General features: G+C 70.1%; 14 protein-coding genes, 2 tRNA genes and 2 pseudogenes. 3 read left to right on the plus strand and 15 right to left on the minus strand.

The genetic code is table 11. The features are described 5' to 3' along the window. Positions 1-65 precede the first annotated feature (65 nt). Positions 66-998, minus strand: coding sequence for an AraC family transcriptional regulator (locus E2169_RS09085; protein WP_132986297.1), 933 nt, complete (start codon positions 996-998; stop codon positions 66-68). Positions 999-1,097: 99 nt separating this feature from the next. On the opposite strand from E2169_RS09085, the gene E2169_RS09090 reads away from it, so the two are divergent. The 3 genes and pseudogenes from E2169_RS09090 to E2169_RS14465 form a co-directional block, all read left to right on the plus strand. Beyond that, a complete protein-coding gene (locus E2169_RS09090; RefSeq protein WP_132986298.1) occupies positions 1,098-1,856 on the plus strand; it encodes a hypothetical protein in 759 nt (252 codons plus the stop codon). Positions 1,857-2,007: 151 nt separating this feature from the next. Continuing rightward, positions 2,008-2,148: pseudogene (locus tag E2169_RS09095) on the plus strand (transposase); the annotation flags it as partial. Positions 2,149-2,170: 22 nt separating this feature from the next. Then, positions 2,171-2,314, plus strand: a pseudogene (locus E2169_RS14465) (IS30 family transposase); the annotation flags it as partial. Between the two features lie 9 nt (positions 2,315-2,323). Here E2169_RS14465 and tviB read toward each other — a convergent pair. The 14 genes from tviB to E2169_RS09170 form a co-directional block, all read right to left on the minus strand. Continuing rightward, positions 2,324-3,607 carry a Vi polysaccharide biosynthesis UDP-N-acetylglucosamine C-6 dehydrogenase TviB gene (gene tviB / locus E2169_RS09105; protein WP_132986299.1) on the minus strand — a complete coding sequence of 428 codons (1,284 nt, stop codon included), beginning with the start codon at positions 3,605-3,607 and terminating at the stop codon, positions 2,324-2,326. A gap of 12 nt (positions 3,608-3,619) precedes the next feature. Continuing rightward, positions 3,620-3,835: a hypothetical protein gene (locus tag E2169_RS09110; RefSeq protein ID WP_207918380.1), complete on the minus strand. Its 216-nt coding sequence runs from the start codon at positions 3,833-3,835 to the stop codon at positions 3,620-3,622. Between the two features lie 154 nt (positions 3,836-3,989). Next, a tRNA-Cys gene (locus E2169_RS09115) sits at positions 3,990-4,063 on the minus strand. 74 nt (positions 4,064-4,137) lie between these two features. Beyond that, positions 4,138-4,213: transfer RNA gene (locus E2169_RS09120), tRNA-Gly, on the minus strand. 71 nt (positions 4,214-4,284) lie between these two features. Beyond that, positions 4,285-4,881 carry a CDP-diacylglycerol--glycerol-3-phosphate 3-phosphatidyltransferase gene (pgsA, locus tag E2169_RS09125; protein ID WP_132986301.1) on the minus strand — a complete coding sequence of 199 codons (597 nt, stop codon included), beginning with the start codon at positions 4,879-4,881 and terminating at the stop codon, positions 4,285-4,287. Continuing rightward, positions 4,878-6,779 carry an excinuclease ABC subunit UvrC gene (uvrC, locus tag E2169_RS09130; RefSeq protein ID WP_132986302.1) on the minus strand — a complete coding sequence of 634 codons (1,902 nt, stop codon included), beginning with the start codon at positions 6,777-6,779 and terminating at the stop codon, positions 4,878-4,880. The genes pgsA and uvrC overlap by 4 nt, the downstream gene beginning before the upstream one ends. After that, on the minus strand, positions 6,776-8,203 hold the full coding sequence (locus E2169_RS09135) for a redoxin family protein (RefSeq protein ID WP_132986303.1): 1,428 nt from the start codon (positions 8,201-8,203) through the stop codon (positions 6,776-6,778). Before E2169_RS09135 ends, uvrC begins: the two co-directional genes overlap by 4 nt. 48 nt (positions 8,204-8,251) lie before the next feature. Next, on the minus strand, positions 8,252-8,722 hold the full coding sequence (locus E2169_RS09140; RefSeq protein ID WP_132986304.1) for a hypothetical protein: 471 nt from the start codon (positions 8,720-8,722) through the stop codon (positions 8,252-8,254). Positions 8,723-8,796: 74 nt separating this feature from the next. Continuing rightward, the gene (kdsB, locus tag E2169_RS09145) at positions 8,797-9,588 is read right to left on the minus strand and encodes a 3-deoxy-manno-octulosonate cytidylyltransferase (RefSeq protein ID WP_132986305.1); all 792 of its coding nucleotides are present in this window, start codon (positions 9,586-9,588) and stop codon (positions 8,797-8,799) included. Positions 9,589-9,622: 34 nt separating this feature from the next. Continuing rightward, on the minus strand, positions 9,623-10,642 hold the full coding sequence (lpxK, locus tag E2169_RS09150; protein ID WP_132986306.1) for a tetraacyldisaccharide 4'-kinase: 1,020 nt from the start codon (positions 10,640-10,642) through the stop codon (positions 9,623-9,625). Beyond that, positions 10,639-12,498 carry a lipid A export permease/ATP-binding protein MsbA gene (msbA, locus tag E2169_RS09155; RefSeq protein WP_132986307.1) on the minus strand — a complete coding sequence of 620 codons (1,860 nt, stop codon included), beginning with the start codon at positions 12,496-12,498 and terminating at the stop codon, positions 10,639-10,641. The genes lpxK and msbA overlap by 4 nt, the downstream gene beginning before the upstream one ends. Continuing rightward, positions 12,495-12,941: an ExbD/TolR family protein gene (locus E2169_RS09160; RefSeq protein ID WP_132986308.1), complete on the minus strand. Its 447-nt coding sequence runs from the start codon at positions 12,939-12,941 to the stop codon at positions 12,495-12,497. The genes msbA and E2169_RS09160 overlap by 4 nt, the downstream gene beginning before the upstream one ends. A 7-nt stretch (positions 12,942-12,948) precedes the next feature. Next, positions 12,949-13,641, minus strand: coding sequence for a MotA/TolQ/ExbB proton channel family protein (locus E2169_RS09165; protein ID WP_165942381.1), 693 nt, complete (start codon positions 13,639-13,641; stop codon positions 12,949-12,951). A gap of 87 nt (positions 13,642-13,728) precedes the next feature. After that, positions 13,729-16,059, minus strand: coding sequence for a DNA internalization-related competence protein ComEC/Rec2 (locus E2169_RS09170; protein ID WP_132986310.1), 2,331 nt, complete (start codon positions 16,057-16,059; stop codon positions 13,729-13,731). Between the last annotated feature and the right edge of the window lie 107 nt (positions 16,060-16,166).

The following is a 16,166-nucleotide window of genomic DNA, read 5'->3' on the forward strand; positions in this document are numbered from 1 at the left end:
AACCACGTACCCATGGGTGCGTTTAGTCCACCTTAAATGCCAGATCGTACATTCCAGCGTGCCGCTCAGGGCGGGCCCGGAATCCCGCCCGATACCGGCGAAGACGTGGACGAGCGGATACGAAACGCATCCGCGCGGGCACCTGTCGTGCCCAGCCACGCCCGCGGCGACACGCCGACCTTCGCCTTGAATGCGCGTGACAGCGCCGAAGGGTTGGCGTAGCCGAGCTGCTCCGCCAGCAGCTTCATCGGCTGCCCGGCCCGCAGCCGGCCCTGCGCCAGCGCGATGCGCCAGTCGTTGAGGTAGTCGGCGGGCGTCTGGCCCACGCGCTCGCGGAAGAGGTTGACGTAAGCGGTCCGCGACATCCCGGCCACCTGGGCCATGCGCTCCAGCGTCCAGGACTCGCCCGGCGCCTCGTGCATCGCCACCAGTGCGCACGCCAGGCGCGGATCGGACAGGCCGGTAATCAGGCCCGGACTCACCCCCGCCTCCGCCGGGTGATCAAGCAGCCAGCGCAGCAGCTGGATCAGCACCACCTCGAACAGCCGGTCGGCGAGCAGGCGGTGGCCGCAGCGCACCTGGCCGGTCTCCGCGAGCAGCAACTCGATTGCGGCACCCAGTCCGGGCACCCGCGCCAGCGGCAGCGCGATCAGCGGCGGCAGCGCGCGGGCGAGGGGGTTCGCGGCCCCGCCCTCGAAGCACAGGCGCGCACAGGTGAACTCCGGCCCGTCCACCGGCGGATTGTGGAACTGATGGGTCAGCGGGCGCGGATAGAACAGGAGCGTCGGCTCGTCGAAGTGCATCGATCGCGGTACATCCCGCGCGCCCGGATGGCGGACATCCAACTGCCCGCTGCGCAGCACGTGCAGATAGCCGTATCCCTCGCCGGCATCGAAGTGGCTGATCCCGCACAGCTCGCCGCTGTGGTGCAGCTCGGTCCGCACCCGGAACCGGTCCAGCACACCGGACAGCCGGTCGATGGCGACCGGAGGCTGCATTCTGGACGTATTGGTATCTATCGTGGCCGTCATGTGGCCGATAGTACACGCTGGCGCCGCACACTGCCCCCACACCCGATCAGCCTCAAGGAGGCGCGCATGAACACGCTGCTCAAGTCATCGCTGCTGTCGCTGGCCCTGGCCAGCCTTCCCGCCGCCACCTGGGCCCACGGCCCCGACGCGCCGCACCAGGGCGGCATCAGGTCCGCCCCCGCCGCCGGCGTGCAGGCGCCCTACGACATCGTCCACACCCGCATCAGCACCGAGGGCAATATCGCGATCTTCCACATGGCGGTGTCGGGCGAAGCGGGCGCCACGCGCCCGACCAGCACCGGACGCCTCGCCGGCAGCGCGGTGTTCTCCTACGTCTGGCCCACCAGCCTGGATCCCGCGGTGGTGGGATTCGAGCCGCGCGCGGGCATCCTCGCGTTCGCGGTGACCTCGCACCCCGACTTCGACGACACCCCGCTGTACGACGAGAACGGTGATGGCGACCCGACCAACGACGGCGGCGTCTGGCACTCGCACTGGGTGGTGCTGCAGCCAGACCCGGTCTGTGGATCGGACGCACTGAAGATCGTCGACATCCCGGAGGGCGCCAAGCCACGACTGCCCAAGACCTGGCCCGGCCTGCCGATCCTCATCGACAGCCCTGGATGGTGGCCGGCCATCGACAACGACACCGTGGAAGTGCGCGTGCCGTTCGACGACATCGGCGTGATCCAGGGGAAGAGCTTCGATGGCGTGACCGCGGCACTGCGCGTCAACGAGAGCGTGCATGCGCCGCTGGTGTGCGTGGCCGATGTGTTCAAGGTGGCGAGCGGCGATCTGTCGCTGCCTGGCGTTGTTGACCGTTGAGTGATCGCGGACCGGGACCGTCCGCTCATGGACGGTCCCTGTACCGCCGTTCCGACCGCTATCTGTCGCCAGGGGCAGATTCAGGGGTAATCCCCCCACAGGTTAGCTGACGCCAGAAGTGGAATTTTCTCGTACCCTTTCCCGAGGGTCCATGAAAAGGTCCCGCTTTACCGATAGCCAGATCATCGTCATGCTCAAGTAGGCCGAAGCTAGGACGCCCGTGCCGGAACTGTGCCGCGAGCACGGCATCAGTTCGGCGACGTTCTACAAATGGCGCAGCAAGTTCCGGGGCAAGATCAGGTTGCTGCGGCAATTACCCCAAGGGTATCGGCCTGTCCCGCGTCTCGCAGGCTAAGCTCGATGCCGTGGCGCGGAAATTAAACGACCGACCCCGGAAGACGCTAGGCTACGAAACACCGGGCGGGCGATATCGACAAGTCGTTGCATCGATCGGTTGAATCCAAGGGTCAGAGCCGCCCATCCACCGCTTCTCGCGGCAACACATACTTCACGTCATACAGCACCGCTCCTGGCTTGCCATGCGCGCGAATCCCCGCCGCACCCAGCTTCCGGAACTCCTCGTGCCCAACCGCCAGCACGATGGCGTCGTACTCACCCTCGTCCGGCTTGCACAACGTCAACCCATATTCGTGTTTGGCCTCAGCAACATCCACCCACGGATCGCAAATATCCACACTCGCGTTGTAACCCTGCAGCGCCCCAATAATGTCCACCACACGTGTATTCCGCAGGTCCGGGCAGTTCTCCTTGAACGCCAGCCCCAGGATCAGGATCCGCGCGCGCACCGGGTTGATTCCACTGCGCACCATCAGCCGGATCACTTCGCCCGCCACGTACGCACCCATGCCGTCGTTGGTGCGACGCCCTGCCAGAATCACGTCCGCGTGATGCCCTACTTCCTGCGCCTTGTGCGTCAGGTAGTAAGGATCAACGCTGATGCAGTGCCCGCCCACGAGGCCCGGGCGGAACGGCAGGAAGTTCCACTTGGTGCCTGCCGCTTCCAGCACTTCCAGCGTATCGATACCCAGCTTGTTGAACAGCATCGCCAAGTCATTGACCAAGGCGATGTTGAGGTCACGCTGCGTGTTCTCGATCACCTTGGCGGCCTCTGCCACCTTGATGCTGCTGGCCTTGTGGGTGCCGGCGGTGATGATGCTGGCGTAGAGCCCGTCGACAAAGTCCGCGACCGCTGGCGTGGAGCCCGAGGTCACCTTGAGGATGGTCGTGACGCGATGTTCCTTGTCGCCAGGGTTGATGCGCTCCGGGCTGTAGCCAACGAAGAAGTCCTCGTTGAACTTCAGTCCCGACACGTTCTCTAGGATCGGCACGCACACTTCCTCGGTGCAGCCGGGATACACGGTGCTTTCGTAGACCACGGTGTCGCCCTTGGCCAGCACCGCGCCCAAACTTTCGCTGGCCTTGATGAGCGGGGTCAGGTCGGGGCGGCGAGCGCTGTCGATCGGAGTGGGCACGGTCACGATGTAGATGTTGCAAGCGGCGATGCCGGCAGGCTCGCTGGTGAACGTCAGGCGCGTGGCTTCGGCCAGCAGCTCCGGCTCCACTTCTCGGGTGCTGTCGCGGCCACTGCAAAGGTCATCGATCCGCGCGGTGTTGATGTCGAAGCCCACGGTGTCGTACTGCTTGCCGAACTCCACGGCCAGTGGCAGACCCACGTAACCTAGGCCCACCACGGCGATGCGGGTGTGCTGCGGTGAAGGAAACTGGTTCATCGGATGTTGTCCCTATGCAAGGTTGTCATTAGTCTGCGCTGCAGCGCCCGCCAGCACCGCAACCAGTGCCACCAGCGCGGTCACGCCTAAGCCGCGCGCGTGCGCGGACTGTCCCAGCAAGCCACGCGAGGATGGTGTCAAGGCTGCGGCGCCCAGCAGCACCGCAATGATCGCCGGTACGCCGGCGTCGTCGATGACCGGCAGAAGATGGCAGCGGAGGTCATGCAAAGCCGCGAAATCCATATGCAGCCGAGGCGAACTCGGACTTTACCATTGTGCCGTGGCGAGTCCGCGGCTCTCTTCCCCCGCCCGCGGGGGAAGATGCCCAAAGGGCAGATGGGGGCTACCTCGCGGGATTGTCCCGTCGGGTGCATCCCGGAGCTGGAGGCCTCAGTCGGAATCGAACCGGCGTACGCGGATTTGCAGTCCGCTGCATGACCACTCTGCCATGAGGCCCACGTAAAACTGGCGCCGGGCGAATTGCCGGGCCTGACACAACAAGACCCCGTTTCCGGGGCCTTGTCAAAAACTGGAGCGGGAAACGAGACTCGAACTCGCGACCCCGACCTTGGCAAGGTCGTGCTCTACCAACTGAGCTATTCCCGCGTTGAGCCGGTCATTTTAGGCGGAAGAAAAAGTCTGTCAATACCTGTGGGAGCAGGAGGGTGCGGGCGCGGTCAGTGGTGTTCACCTGCCTTCAGGGTGGGCCAGGCCGCGCGCAGGTACAGGAAGGCGGACCAGAGGGTCAGCAGCGCGGCCACGGCCAGCATCCAGTCGCCGATGTGGAAGATCGGGCCGCCCAGCCAGGGCTCGGGCCGCGGCGGGTTCTTCTGGGGGGTCACGGCATACAGCAGGCACAGCAGGGCGACCATCTGCACCACGGTCTTGAACTTGCCGATGGCGGCGACCTTCACGGTAGCGCGCTGGCCGAGCTCGGCCATCCATTCGCGCAGCGCGGAGACGGCGATCTCGCGGCCCACGATCACCGCCGCCCAGAACGCCATCCACGGCGTGGGATGCCCCTGCACGATCAGGAACAGGGCGGTGGCGACCATCAGCTTGTCGGCGACGGGATCGAGGAAGGCGCCGAAGGCCGAGGACATCTGGAAGCGGCGGGCGATCCAGCCGTCCAGCCAGTCGGTCAGGGCGGCCAGGCCGAAGACGGCGGCGGTGGCGAAGTTGCTCCACTGCCAGGGCATGTAGAACGTCGCCACCATGACCGGGATCAGCAGCATGCGCAGCAGGGTGAGCCATGTGGGAAGGGTGAGCTTCATGGGTCCTTCTGGGTTCGCGTTGCACCCGGCGCGGGGGCGTCCAGGCCGTGCAGTGTGGCGTAAATCCGTTCGGCAAGCGCGTCGCTGACGCCTTCGACGCGCGCGATTTCCTCGACGCCGGCCGCGCGCAGGCCACCCAGGCCACCGAAATGCTTGAGCAGCGCGGCGCGCCGGCGCGGGCCGATGCCGGGGATGTCCTCGAGCCGGCTGGTGCTGCGCGCTTTCTGCCTGCGGCCGCGGTGGCCGGTGATGGCGAAGCGGTGGGCTTCGTCGCGCACCTGCTGCACCAGCTGCAGGCCGGGCGATGCGGCGCCGGGCTTGAGTTCGCGGCCCGGCTGTCCGTCGACGCCCGGCAGCAGCAGGGTTTCGTCGCCGGCCTTGCGCGCCTCGCCCTTGGCGACGCCGATCACGGTGATGCCGGGGATACCGAGTTCGTCGAGCACGGCGTGGGCCTGGGCCACCTGCCCTGCCCCGCCATCGATCAGCAGCAGGTCCGGCAGCACGGCGTCGTCGTTGCCGGCGGCGCGCTTGAAGCGGCGCATCAGCGCCTGGTGCATGGCGGCGTAGTCGTCGCCGGGTTCGATGCCGGAGATGTTGTAGCGGCGGTACTGGCTGCGCACGGGGCCGTCGGCATCGAACACCACCTGCGATGCCACGGTGGCCTCGCCCATGGTGTGGCTGATGTCGAAGCATTCGATGCGCTTCGCGGGCTCGGCCTGGCCGAGCAGTTCGCGCAGCGATTCGACGCGGGCGGCCTGGGCGGCCTGGCTGCCGAGCATGGTGGCCAGCGAGTTCTCGGCGTTGCGGCGCGCGAGATCCAGGTAGCCTGCGCGCTCGCTGCGGACGCTGGTCTTGATGTTGACCCGGTGGCCGGCGTTGAGCGCGAAGGCCTCTTCCAGCAGCGGCACGTCTTCGATCACGCGGTCGAGCACGATCTCGCGCGGGGGCTGCTGGCTGGTGTAGTACTGGGCGACGAAGGCGGCCAGGACTTCGGCCGGGTCCTCGGCGCCGTTGGTCTTCGGATAGAAGGCGCGGGTGCCGAAGTTGCGGCCGTCGCGGAAGGCCAGCAGCAGCACGCAGGCGTGGGTGCCCTGCATGGCGACGGCGAGCACGTCGAGGTCGGCGGCGTGGCCGTCGACGTACTGGCGGGCCTGCATGCTGCGCAGGCTGGCCAGGGTGTCGCGCAGGCGGGCGGCCTGTTCGAACTCGAGGCCAGCGCTGGCGGCTTCCATGGCGTTGCCGAGCTCATCGAGCAGCTCGTCGCTGTGGCCTTCCAGGAACAGGCGCACGCGGCGCACGGCGGCGGCGTATTCGTCGGCGTCCACCAGGCCCACGCAGGGCGCGCTGCAGCGGCCGATCTGGTACTGCAGGCAGGGCCGCGTGCGGTTCTTGAAGACGCTGTCCTCGCAGCTGCGCAGCTTGAACAGCTTGTGCAGCAGGTTCAGCGTTTCGCGCACGGCGACCACGCTGGAGTACGGGCCGTAGTAGCGGCCGGGCACCGACTGCGGGCCGCGGTGCAGCGCGATGCGCGGCCATTCCTCGCGGGTCATCAGCAGGTGCGGATAGCTCTTGTCGTCCCGCAGCAGCACGTTGTAGCGCGGCTTGAGCGACTTGATCAGCTGGTTTTCCAGCAGCAGCGCCTCGGCCTCGGTGCGGGTGACAGTGACCTCCATGCGCGCGACCTGGGCCAGCATCGACATGATGCGGGCGCTCTTGGGGCTGGCGCTGAAGTAGCTGGCCACGCGCTTCTTCAGCGCGCCGGCCTTGCCGACGTAGAGCACGCTGTCGTCGGCCGCGTACATGCGGTAGACGCCGGGCGCGGTGCTCAGGCCGCGGACGAAATCCTTGCCGTCGAAGGCGGCCGGGGCGGGCGCGGCGGGATCGCCGGCCGCGGTCATTCGCCGATGGGAACGTGCTTCAGGCTGCCGTTCCCGATGTCGTAGCGGAGCACGGCGTGGGCATCGGTGTCGGCGATCCACACCGCGCCGCCGCCCACGACCATGCCGCAGGGTGCGTGCAGGCGCTGCGGCAATTCGACCGTGGTCAGTTCACCGCCGCCCAGGCGCAGCGAGCGCAGGCAGTCGTTGCCGCTGTCGGCGATCCACAGCACCGGCGCGCCGGGGTCGAGCGCGATGGCCTGCGGCTGCTGCAGGCGCGCGTCGCCGCGGGCGCCGTCGGCGTTGCCGTGCTTCCAGGCGTCCTGGCCGATGACGGTGGTGACCTGGCCGCTGCGCCCGTTGGCCGAACGGATGGCGGAGCCGGCGGCGTCACAGACGTAGACCACCTGCTGCACCGAGGCCAGCGAGGACGGCTCGGCAAAGGACGCCTTCTCGCGGAGGCCGTCGACGACCGCCAGCGCGCCGGAGCCGGCCACCAGCGACATCGCCGGGGCGCCGAGGTCGAAGCGCCAGACGCGGTTGTCGCCGGCGGTGGCGATGTACAGATTGCCGGCGGCCAGCGACACCGCGCGCGGCTGGTCGAGCGCGACCATGCGCGGGTCGACCACCGGGCCTTCGTTCGGCGTGCCGGGACGGCCGGCGCCGACCACGGTCTCGATGTCGCCGCCGCGCAGCTGGATGCGGCGCACGGCGTGGTTGCCGGTGTCGGCGATGTAGAGCGTGTCGCGTTCGATGCAAAGGCCCTGCGGGCGGTTGAACGCGGCGAGTTCCATCGGGCCGTCGATGAAGCCCGCGCCGCCGCTGCCGAACTGGCGCAGCACGCGGCCGCTGAGGTCGCATTCGAGCACGCGATGGTGGCCGCTGTCGGCGACGTACAGATAGTTGCCCGACAGTGCCAGGCCGATCGGGAAGCGCAGCGGCAGCGCCGGCTCGCCACCGCGGCGCATTTCGACGCGCTCGACGTTGAGCGAGCGCGGGGTGGCTTCATCCTGCAGGCGGCTGACCGCGGTGTCGATCTCGCGCAGCTGGCCGTCACCGACGAAGCGGTCGCGCACCTGGCCGGCGGCGTCGATCAGGACCACGGTGGGCCAGGCCTCGATGCCGTAGTGCTGCCAGAGCGCCCAGTCGGGATCGTGGCCGATCGGGAATTCGAACTTGTTGCGGGCAAAGCGCTTGCCCACCCGCCGCGATTCGCGCTCATGGTCGAAGCGCGGCACGTTCACCGCGACCACGTTGAGGCGGTCGGGGTGGCGGTTGCGCAGGTGGCCGAGGTCGACCAGGGTCTGGGTGCACCAGGCGGAACCCGCATTGACGAAGGCCAGCGCGGTCACGCGGCCGAGCAGCTGCGACATGCGCAGCGGCTCGGTGGTGTTCAACCATTCCAGGCCGGGAGGGAATTCGGGAGCAAGCACGGCGGCGTCCATGCGCCGATTATGCCTGCCCGGCGACCGGCTGGTCGCCAGGGTCCCGGGTCAAGGCTCGCCGATGAGCTTGAATCCGCGGTTGTGGGCGTTGATGGCTTCCTGGGACTCTTCGCGCTGGCGGCGTCGCTGCGCCACAGTCAGGCACTGGCTGCGCTGCAGGCGGCTGCCGACCGCCGCCTCGCGGCGGCATACCAGGCGGCTGTCCTCGCTGGCCGCGGTGAGCCTGGTGTTCACGAGCGACTGCGCGTTCATGAGCTGCACCTTTTCCGCTTCGGTCAGCGCGCTCACCGGGCGACCGCCCAGCAGGGACTCCATCTTGCCAAGGGCCTCGATCACGGCGGCCCGGTCCGCCTGGCTGATCTCCGAATACGTCTCGCCATCCGCGAGGTCGGCCTGGACCTGGCCACGCTGCTCCTCGAATGCGCCGGCGCCCACGTCGACCCGCGGCTGGTTCGCCAAGGCCAGACCCGGGAGCATCAGCGCCAGGAAAGCGCAAAGCAGGATACGCGTCGTCGTCATCACATCACCCCTAGTTATTGTGCTGAAGCCCGATAATACATGCGGACTCCGGCGCGAAAAGGGTTTTCCCGGATTCAGCCCTGTTCGCCCGGCGGCCGATTGGCGAGGCGATGCTCGGCGCGCTCGAGATCTTCGGCCGTGTCCACCCCGGGCGGGAACGGTTCCGGCGACAGCGCCACTGCGATCCGGTGCCCGTGCTCCAGGGCGCGCAGCTGTTCCAGCGATTCCGTGCGTTCCAGCGGCGTGGGCGGCAGTGCCGCGAATCGCTTCAGGAAGCCGGCGCGGTAGGCATAGATGCCGATGTGCCGGAGCCAGTGCGTGCCCGGCGGCAGCAGGGCGCGGCCTTCGGTGGTGGCCCAGGCATCGCGCGGCCAGGGGATGGGGGCGCGGCTGAAATACAGGGCGTCGCCGTTGGCGGCGCGCACCAGCTTCACGGCGTTGGGATCGGCGAGCGTGGCGGCGTCTTCGACCGGCGTGGCGAGCGTAGCCATGTCGGCGCCGGAATCGACCAGGGCGGCCGCCACGGCGCGGATGCCCGCCGCAGGCGCGAAGGGCTCGTCGCCCTGCAGGTTCACGACCACGGTGTCGTCCGGCCAGCCGGCGATGGCGGCGCACTCGGCGAGGCGATCGCTGCCCGACGCGTGGTCGGGCGAGGTCATGGCGATGCGGACGCCGCTGCCGGCCAGGGCATCGGCGATGCGCGCGTCATCGGCGGCCACCCACACGTCTTCGGCACCCGCGGCAAGCGCGCGGCGGGCGACGTGGAGCACGAGGGGTTCACCAGCGAGCAGGCACAGGGGCTTGCCGGGGAGGCGGGTAGCCGCATAGCGGGCGGGGATGGCGACGACGAAGGGAGGTTCAGTCATCCAGGGATTGTGCCACCCCCACCCTCTTCCCCCGCTACGCGGGGGACGATGCCCGAAGGGCAGATGGGGGCAGCTTCGCCAGGAACGCCACCCAGAACGCCTCGGGCAGCTCGGCCCGCACCGGCACGGCGTAATGCCGCTCGGTCACGAAGGCGGCGCACTTCACCGCGTCCTTGGCCGTCATCAGCACCGGCAGGTCGCTGCCGAAGCGCAGGTCGTCCTCGACATAGGCATGGTGGTCCGGGAACGCATGCGGCACCACGGCGATGTCCAAAGCGCGCAGCATGGTGAAGAAGCGTTCGGGATCGCCGATGCCCGCCACCGCGTGCACCCGCTTCCCGGCAAACGCCGACAGCGGCAGCGTGCGCCCGCCCAGCAGCGGTACGGCATCGCCCGGCGCCAGCCACATCGGCCATTCGCCGAAGCCCGCGGCGATGTCGGGATCGCTGCCGGCGTTGAGCACGCGGAAGTCGCAGGTGGCGCCGCGCCCGGCCGGCTCGCGCATCGGGCCGGCGGGCTGCGGCAGGCCGTTGCCGTGGCGGCGGCGGCCGTCGATGACTTCGATCTCGACGTCGCGCGCGAGGGCGTAGTGCTGCAGGCCGTCGTCGCAGACCACGATGTCGCAGCCGGCGGCGGCCAGGGCGCGGGCGGCGGCGGCGCGGTCGCGGTCGACGCGCACCTTGGCTTCGGCCTGGCGGGCGATCAGCACCGGTTCGTCGCCGCCCTGGGCGGCGGGCGTGGTGGATTCGACCCACAGCGCCTTTGAATCGTCCGCGCGTCCGTAGCCGCGACTGGCGACGCCGGGCGTCCAGCCCTCGGCGCGCAGGCGTTCGACGATGGCGATGGTCAGCGGGGTCTTGCCGCTGCCACCGGCCACCAGGTTGCCGACTACCACCACCGGCGCGCCGGCCTTGCGGCTGCGCAGCAGGCCCATGCGATACAGGCGCACGCGCAGCGCGACCAGCGCGGCGTAAAGGCGCGACACGGCGCGCGCCCACAGCGGCACGCGTGCGCCGGTCTCGTACCACCAACGGGGGGCCTGGCGTCTGCTCATGCGGCACCGCCTTCGCGGAACTGCATGGCGTGCAGGTGCGCATACAGGCCGCCCTGTGCCAGCAGCTCGGCATGGGTGCCCTGCTCCACCATGCGGCCGCGGTCGAAGACCAGCACCTGGTCGGCGTGTTCGATGGTCGACAGGCGATGCGCCACCACCAGCGTGGTGCGGTCGGGCATCAGCCGCTGCAGCGCGTCCTGCACCAGGCGCTCGGACTCGGTGTCGAGCGCGGCGGTGGCTTCGTCCAGGATCAGGATCGGCGCGTCGCGCAGGATCGCGCGGGCGATGGCGAGGCGCTGGCGCTGGCCGCCGGACAGCAGCGCGCCGTTCTCGCCGATCGGCGTATCCAGGCCCTGCGGCAGGCGTTCGATGAATTCCCAGGCGTTGGCCGCTTCCGCCGCGGCGCGGATGGACTCGCGCGGGGCGTCGACGCCATAGGCGATGTTGGCGGCAACCGTGTCGTCGAACAGCGCCACGCGCTGCCCGACCAGCGCGACCTGCCGGCGCAGGTCGGCCAGCGGGTAGTCGGCCAGCGGCACGCCGTCGAGGGTGATGCTGCCGGAGCTGGGTTCGTAGAAGCGCGGCACCAGGCGCACCAGGCTGGTCTTGCCGCTGCCCGAGCGGCCGACGATGGCGGTGACGGTGCCGGGCGCGGCGCGGAAGCTGACCTCCTGCAGTGCGCTGCCATCGCCGCGCTGGTAGCGCAGGCCGACGTCGTCGAACACGAGTTCGCCGCGCACGCGTTCGACGGCATGGCGGCCGCGATCGTCTTCCTCGACATCGTCGAGGATGGAGAACAGGCGCTCGGCGGCGGCCACGCCGCGGCCGATCACGCTCTGCACGTTGGTGATGCGCCGCAGGGAGGGAATGATGCCCATCATCGCGGTCATCAGCTGCATGAACTCGCCGGGATCCAGGCGCCCCTCGAGCGCCTCGTGGATCGCCACCCAGACGATCGCGGCCAGCGCCAGCGCCGCGAGTACCTGCACCAGCGCCGACGACGCCGCGCGCGTGGCCTCGACCTTCATGTTCAGGCGCAGCACGCGGTTGGCCAGCGCGGAGTAGCGCGTCTGCTCGAAGCCCTGGGCGCCGTGCACCTTGACGTCCTGCTGCGCGGCCAGCGACTGCTCGGCGCTGTGCGCAAGATCGCCCATGCCGGTCTGGATGCCGCGGCTGATGCGCCGGTAGCGGCCGCCCACGTACCAGACCAGGACGCCGATCAGCGGCGCGATCAGGATCATCGCCATCGTCACCTTGACGCTGGTGTAGAGCATCAGCGCGAGCAGGAAGACGATGGTCAGGCCGTCGGCGATGATCATCTTCAGCGCGTCGGCGCTGGCCTGGGTGACCTGCTCGGTGTCGAAGTTCAGGCGGCTGACCATCTGCGGCACGGCTTCGGTATCGAAGCGGCTGCTGGGCAGGCGCAGGTACTTGCCCAGCACCAGTTCGCGCAGGTCGCGCACCACGCTGCGGCCGGCGCGGGCGATGCCATAGTCGGTGCAGAAGGTGGCGGCGCCGCGCAGCAGGAACAGGGCGATGATCGCCAGCGGCAGGATCACCGCCATCTCCGGCTTGGGGTCGACGAAGCCGTCGTTGGTCAGCGGCTTCATCAGCCAGACGAAGGCGGCACCGGCGCCGGCCTCGATCACCATGCCGACCATGGCGACGGCCAACAGCGGCCAGTAGCGGCCGGCGTGGCCAAGCAGGCGGCGATAGGTCTGCCAGGGGCTGGGCGGCGGTGGCTCTTCGGTCGCGGCCGCGGCGGGCGCTGCCGGAGCCGCAGCGGCACCGGCCGTGGGCGCTGCGGAGGCGGCCTTCCGCGCCGCAGCCGCGTCGCGGGCGTCGCTGGAACTCATTGCGCGGGATCCTGGACGACCGGCGCGCCGGCTTCGGGCGCGGTGGCGATCGAGATGCGGCGGAAGCCGAGCTGGCCGAGCGCGTCCATCGCGGTGACCACGGCCTGGTGCGGGGTGCGGGCGTCGGCGCGCAGCAGCACGGGGCGCTCGCGGTCGCCGCCGGCGACTTCGAGGATGGTGGACTTGATCGCTTCGACGTCGGTGCGCAGGGCCTCGCGATCGTCGATGAAGTAGCGGCCCTCGGCGTTGACCAGCACGCTCAGCGCGGGCTGCTCGCTGTCGGCCGGACGGGCGTCGGCGCGCGGCAGTTCGAGCTTCAGCGTCGATCGGGTGTCGAAGGTGGTGGTGACCACGAAGAAGATGATCAGCACCAGGATCACGTCGATCAACGGCACGAGGTTGATCTCGGGGATGTCCTCGGCGCGACGGTCGCGGATGCGCATGCGGGGCTCAGGCCTCGGCCGGCGCGGTGCCCGCGGAGAACCCGGCGCGGCCGGCTTGGCCGGGCTGGCCGACCGCATGTGCGACGCCGCGGCGGCTGCGCGGATCGAGCGCGTCCATCAGCGCGATCGCCTCGTGCTCCATCTGCACGATGTAGCCGTCGATGCGGCCGCGGAAGTAGCGGTGGAACATCAGCGCCGGCACCGCCACCACCATGCCCGCGGCGGCGCAGACCAGGGCCTTGCCGATGCCGCCGGCGAGCTCGTTCATCTCGCCCATGCCGACGTCCATGATGCCGAGGAACATCTGGATCATGCCGACCACGGTGCCGAACAGGCCCAGCAGCGGGCCGACGCCGGCGATGGTGCCGAGCGCGTTGAGGTAGCGCTCCATGCGGTGCGCGAGGTGGCGGCCGACGTCCTCGACGCGCTCGCGCATTTCCTCGCGCGGGTGGTTGCGCATGTCGAGCACGCTCGCCAGCAGCGCGCCCAGCGGCGAGTTGCCGCGCAGCGATTCGATATGCGACGGATCCAGCTGGCCGCCTCGACCGACCCAGTCGCGCACTTCGCGACCGAGGTCCGGCGGCAGCACCTGGCTGCGGCGCAGCGTCCAGAACCGTTCGACGATGATCGCCAGCGCCACCGCCGACAGCAGCAGCAGCGGCAGCATCGGCCAGCCGCCCGCCTTGACCAGTTCCAGCACGTATCGACTCCTGGGGCCGGGGGGCCCGGGGGAAACAGGGTGCATAGGATAACGCTGTGCGGGATTCCCGCGGGGGATGGGGGCAACCTAGCGGAACCGTCCCGAATCCCAGAACCGCACTCTCCGCAGCCGCTCCGTCTCCGCGACCACCCCATCTTCGGTCAGCCGCACCCGGACCGCCCCACCCGCAGGGGTCTCCAGCACCTCCGCCCCGCCCGCCTGCCAGCGCGCCACCACCTGCGGATCCGGATGCCCGAAGCGGTTCCCGTGCCCCGCCGACACCAGCGCCAGCCGCGGCGAGGTGGCGGCGACGAATCCGGCCGTCGACGAATGCCGCGAACCGTGGTGGGGCACCAGCACCACATCCGCCGGCAGGTCTTCGGGCCCGCGCCCCACCAGGCGCTGCTCGATGGCCTCGCCGATGTCGCCCGGGAGCAGGATCGTCCCGTGTGCGCTCTCGATGCGCAGCACGCAGCTGGACTCGTTGCCCAGGTAGGGGAAATGCAGCGGCGGGTGCAGGAAGCGGAAGCGGACGCCGTCGCGCTGCCAGCCGCTGCCGGCCATGCACTCGGATGCGCCTTCGATATCGACGCCTTCCGGCGCCAGCAGGCGCCTGGCCGGGAAGCGCCGGCGCACGGCGTCCAGGCCACCGGCGTGGTCGGCATCGCCGTGGCTGAGCACCAGCATGTCGAGCCGGCGCACGCCCAGCGCATGCAGCGCCGGCACCACGGCGCGCTCGCCTGCGTCGTAGCCGTCGCGGATGGCCGGCCCCATGTCGTAAAGCATGGCGTGGCCGGCGGTGCGCAGCAGCAGCGCGCTGCCCTGCCCCACGTCCAGTACGACGAGTTCGACTTCGCCCGGCCGCGGCAGCCCGCGGTCGGGCCACAGCAGCGGCAGCCACAGCAGCAGCGCCAGCGCCTTGCCGGGCACGCCGCGCGGCAGCAGCAGCCAGAACGCGGCCAGCATTGCCATCGGCAGCGCGAACCAGGGCGGCTCGGGCAGCCACCACAGCGCCAGCGGGCTGCCGCCGAGGCGATCGAACAGCGGCCAGGACAGGTCGAAGGCGGCGGCGGCCAGGCGCCAGGCACCGCTGCCCCAGCCGGCATGCAGGCCGTCCAGCGCGGTGCCGACCAGCGACAGCGGCACCACGAGCAGGCTCCACCAGGGAATCGCCACCAGGTTGGCCAGCGGGCCGGCCAGCGACGCCTGGCCGAAGAGGATGGCGCTCAGCGGCAGCAGGCCCAGCGTGGCGACCCACTGCGCGGACAGGAAATCACGCAGCGGCCGGCGGCCCGCCTGCGGCAGGCACCACAGCAGCCAGGCCACGCCGCCGAAGCTGAGCCAGAAACCCGCCGACAGCAGCGCCAGGGGATCGACCAGGACGATGGCGACGGCGGCCAGGGCGAGCGATTCGGAGATCCGCAGCGGACGGCGCCAGAGCCGCGCGGCGACGGACACCGCGATCATCAGCACGGTGCGCACGGTGGGCAGCGCGAAGCCGGCGACGGCGGCATAGCCCAGCGCGCCGAGGAAGGCCGCAGCGGCGGCGGCCTGCGGCCGGGGGATGCGCATGCACAGCGCCGGGAACAGCCGCCACAACGCGGCGCCCAGCAGCGCGAAAAAGCCCGCCACCAGGCCGACGTGGAAGCCCGAGATCGCGATCAGATGGGTGAGGCCGGTGGCGCGCAGGAGCTCCCAGTCGGCGTCTTCCAGGCCGCGGGTATCGCCCAGGGCGAGCGCGCGCACATAGCGCGAGGATTCGCCGGGCACGGCCACGCCGATGCGGGTGGCGATGCCGTCGCGCCACGCATCGATGCCGCGCGGCGGCCGAAGCTGTTCGGCCGCCGCCTGTTCGCGCACATAGCCGGTGGCGGCAATGCGCGCGGCCATGGCGTGGCGCTCGCTGTCGAAGCTGCCGGGATTGCGCAGCCCGCGCGGCGCGCGCAGGCGCAGCTGCAGGCGCCACTCCGCGCCGGGCTTGAGCTCATGGCGCCGCGTGGGCTCATCCGACCATTCGTTTTCGTACCAGGACAGGCGCAGCCTGGCGCCACGCAGGAACTCCGGCAGCGCCGGGTCGTCATCGACGCGGAGCTGGAAGCGCGTGCGTCGCGTTTCGACCTCCGGCAGGCCGGTCACGCGGCCGGTGACGGTGAAGTCACCACGTTCGTGCGCCGCCGGCAGCTGCGCGCCCAGCGATGCCGCCGCGTGCAGGCCGCAGAGCGCGAAGCCCGCGAGCAATGCACCCGCCCATCGCCATCGACCGCGGATACGCCACCATGCGGCGAGGCCGATGAGCAGGAGCACCGCGAGCAAGGCTGCTGGTGGCAGCGCGGGAAGCCGCAGGCAGGCGAGCGCTCCGGCCACCAGGGCCGCTGCCGCCCCGACTCCAAGCGGCGGCGCCGCGATCATTGCTGTCATTGCCGACTGCCGGGCGAGAACGATGCCCAGCGTGCTGCGTCGTCGCAAGAATACGGATCGCCGCAGACCCGATTGATCCGTCAGGGATTTCCGCCCCTTCCCCGCTT

Origin of the sequence: Luteimonas terricola (assembly GCF_004352845.1) — a bacterium.
Lineage (GTDB): Bacteria > Pseudomonadota > Gammaproteobacteria > Xanthomonadales > Xanthomonadaceae > Luteimonas > Luteimonas terricola.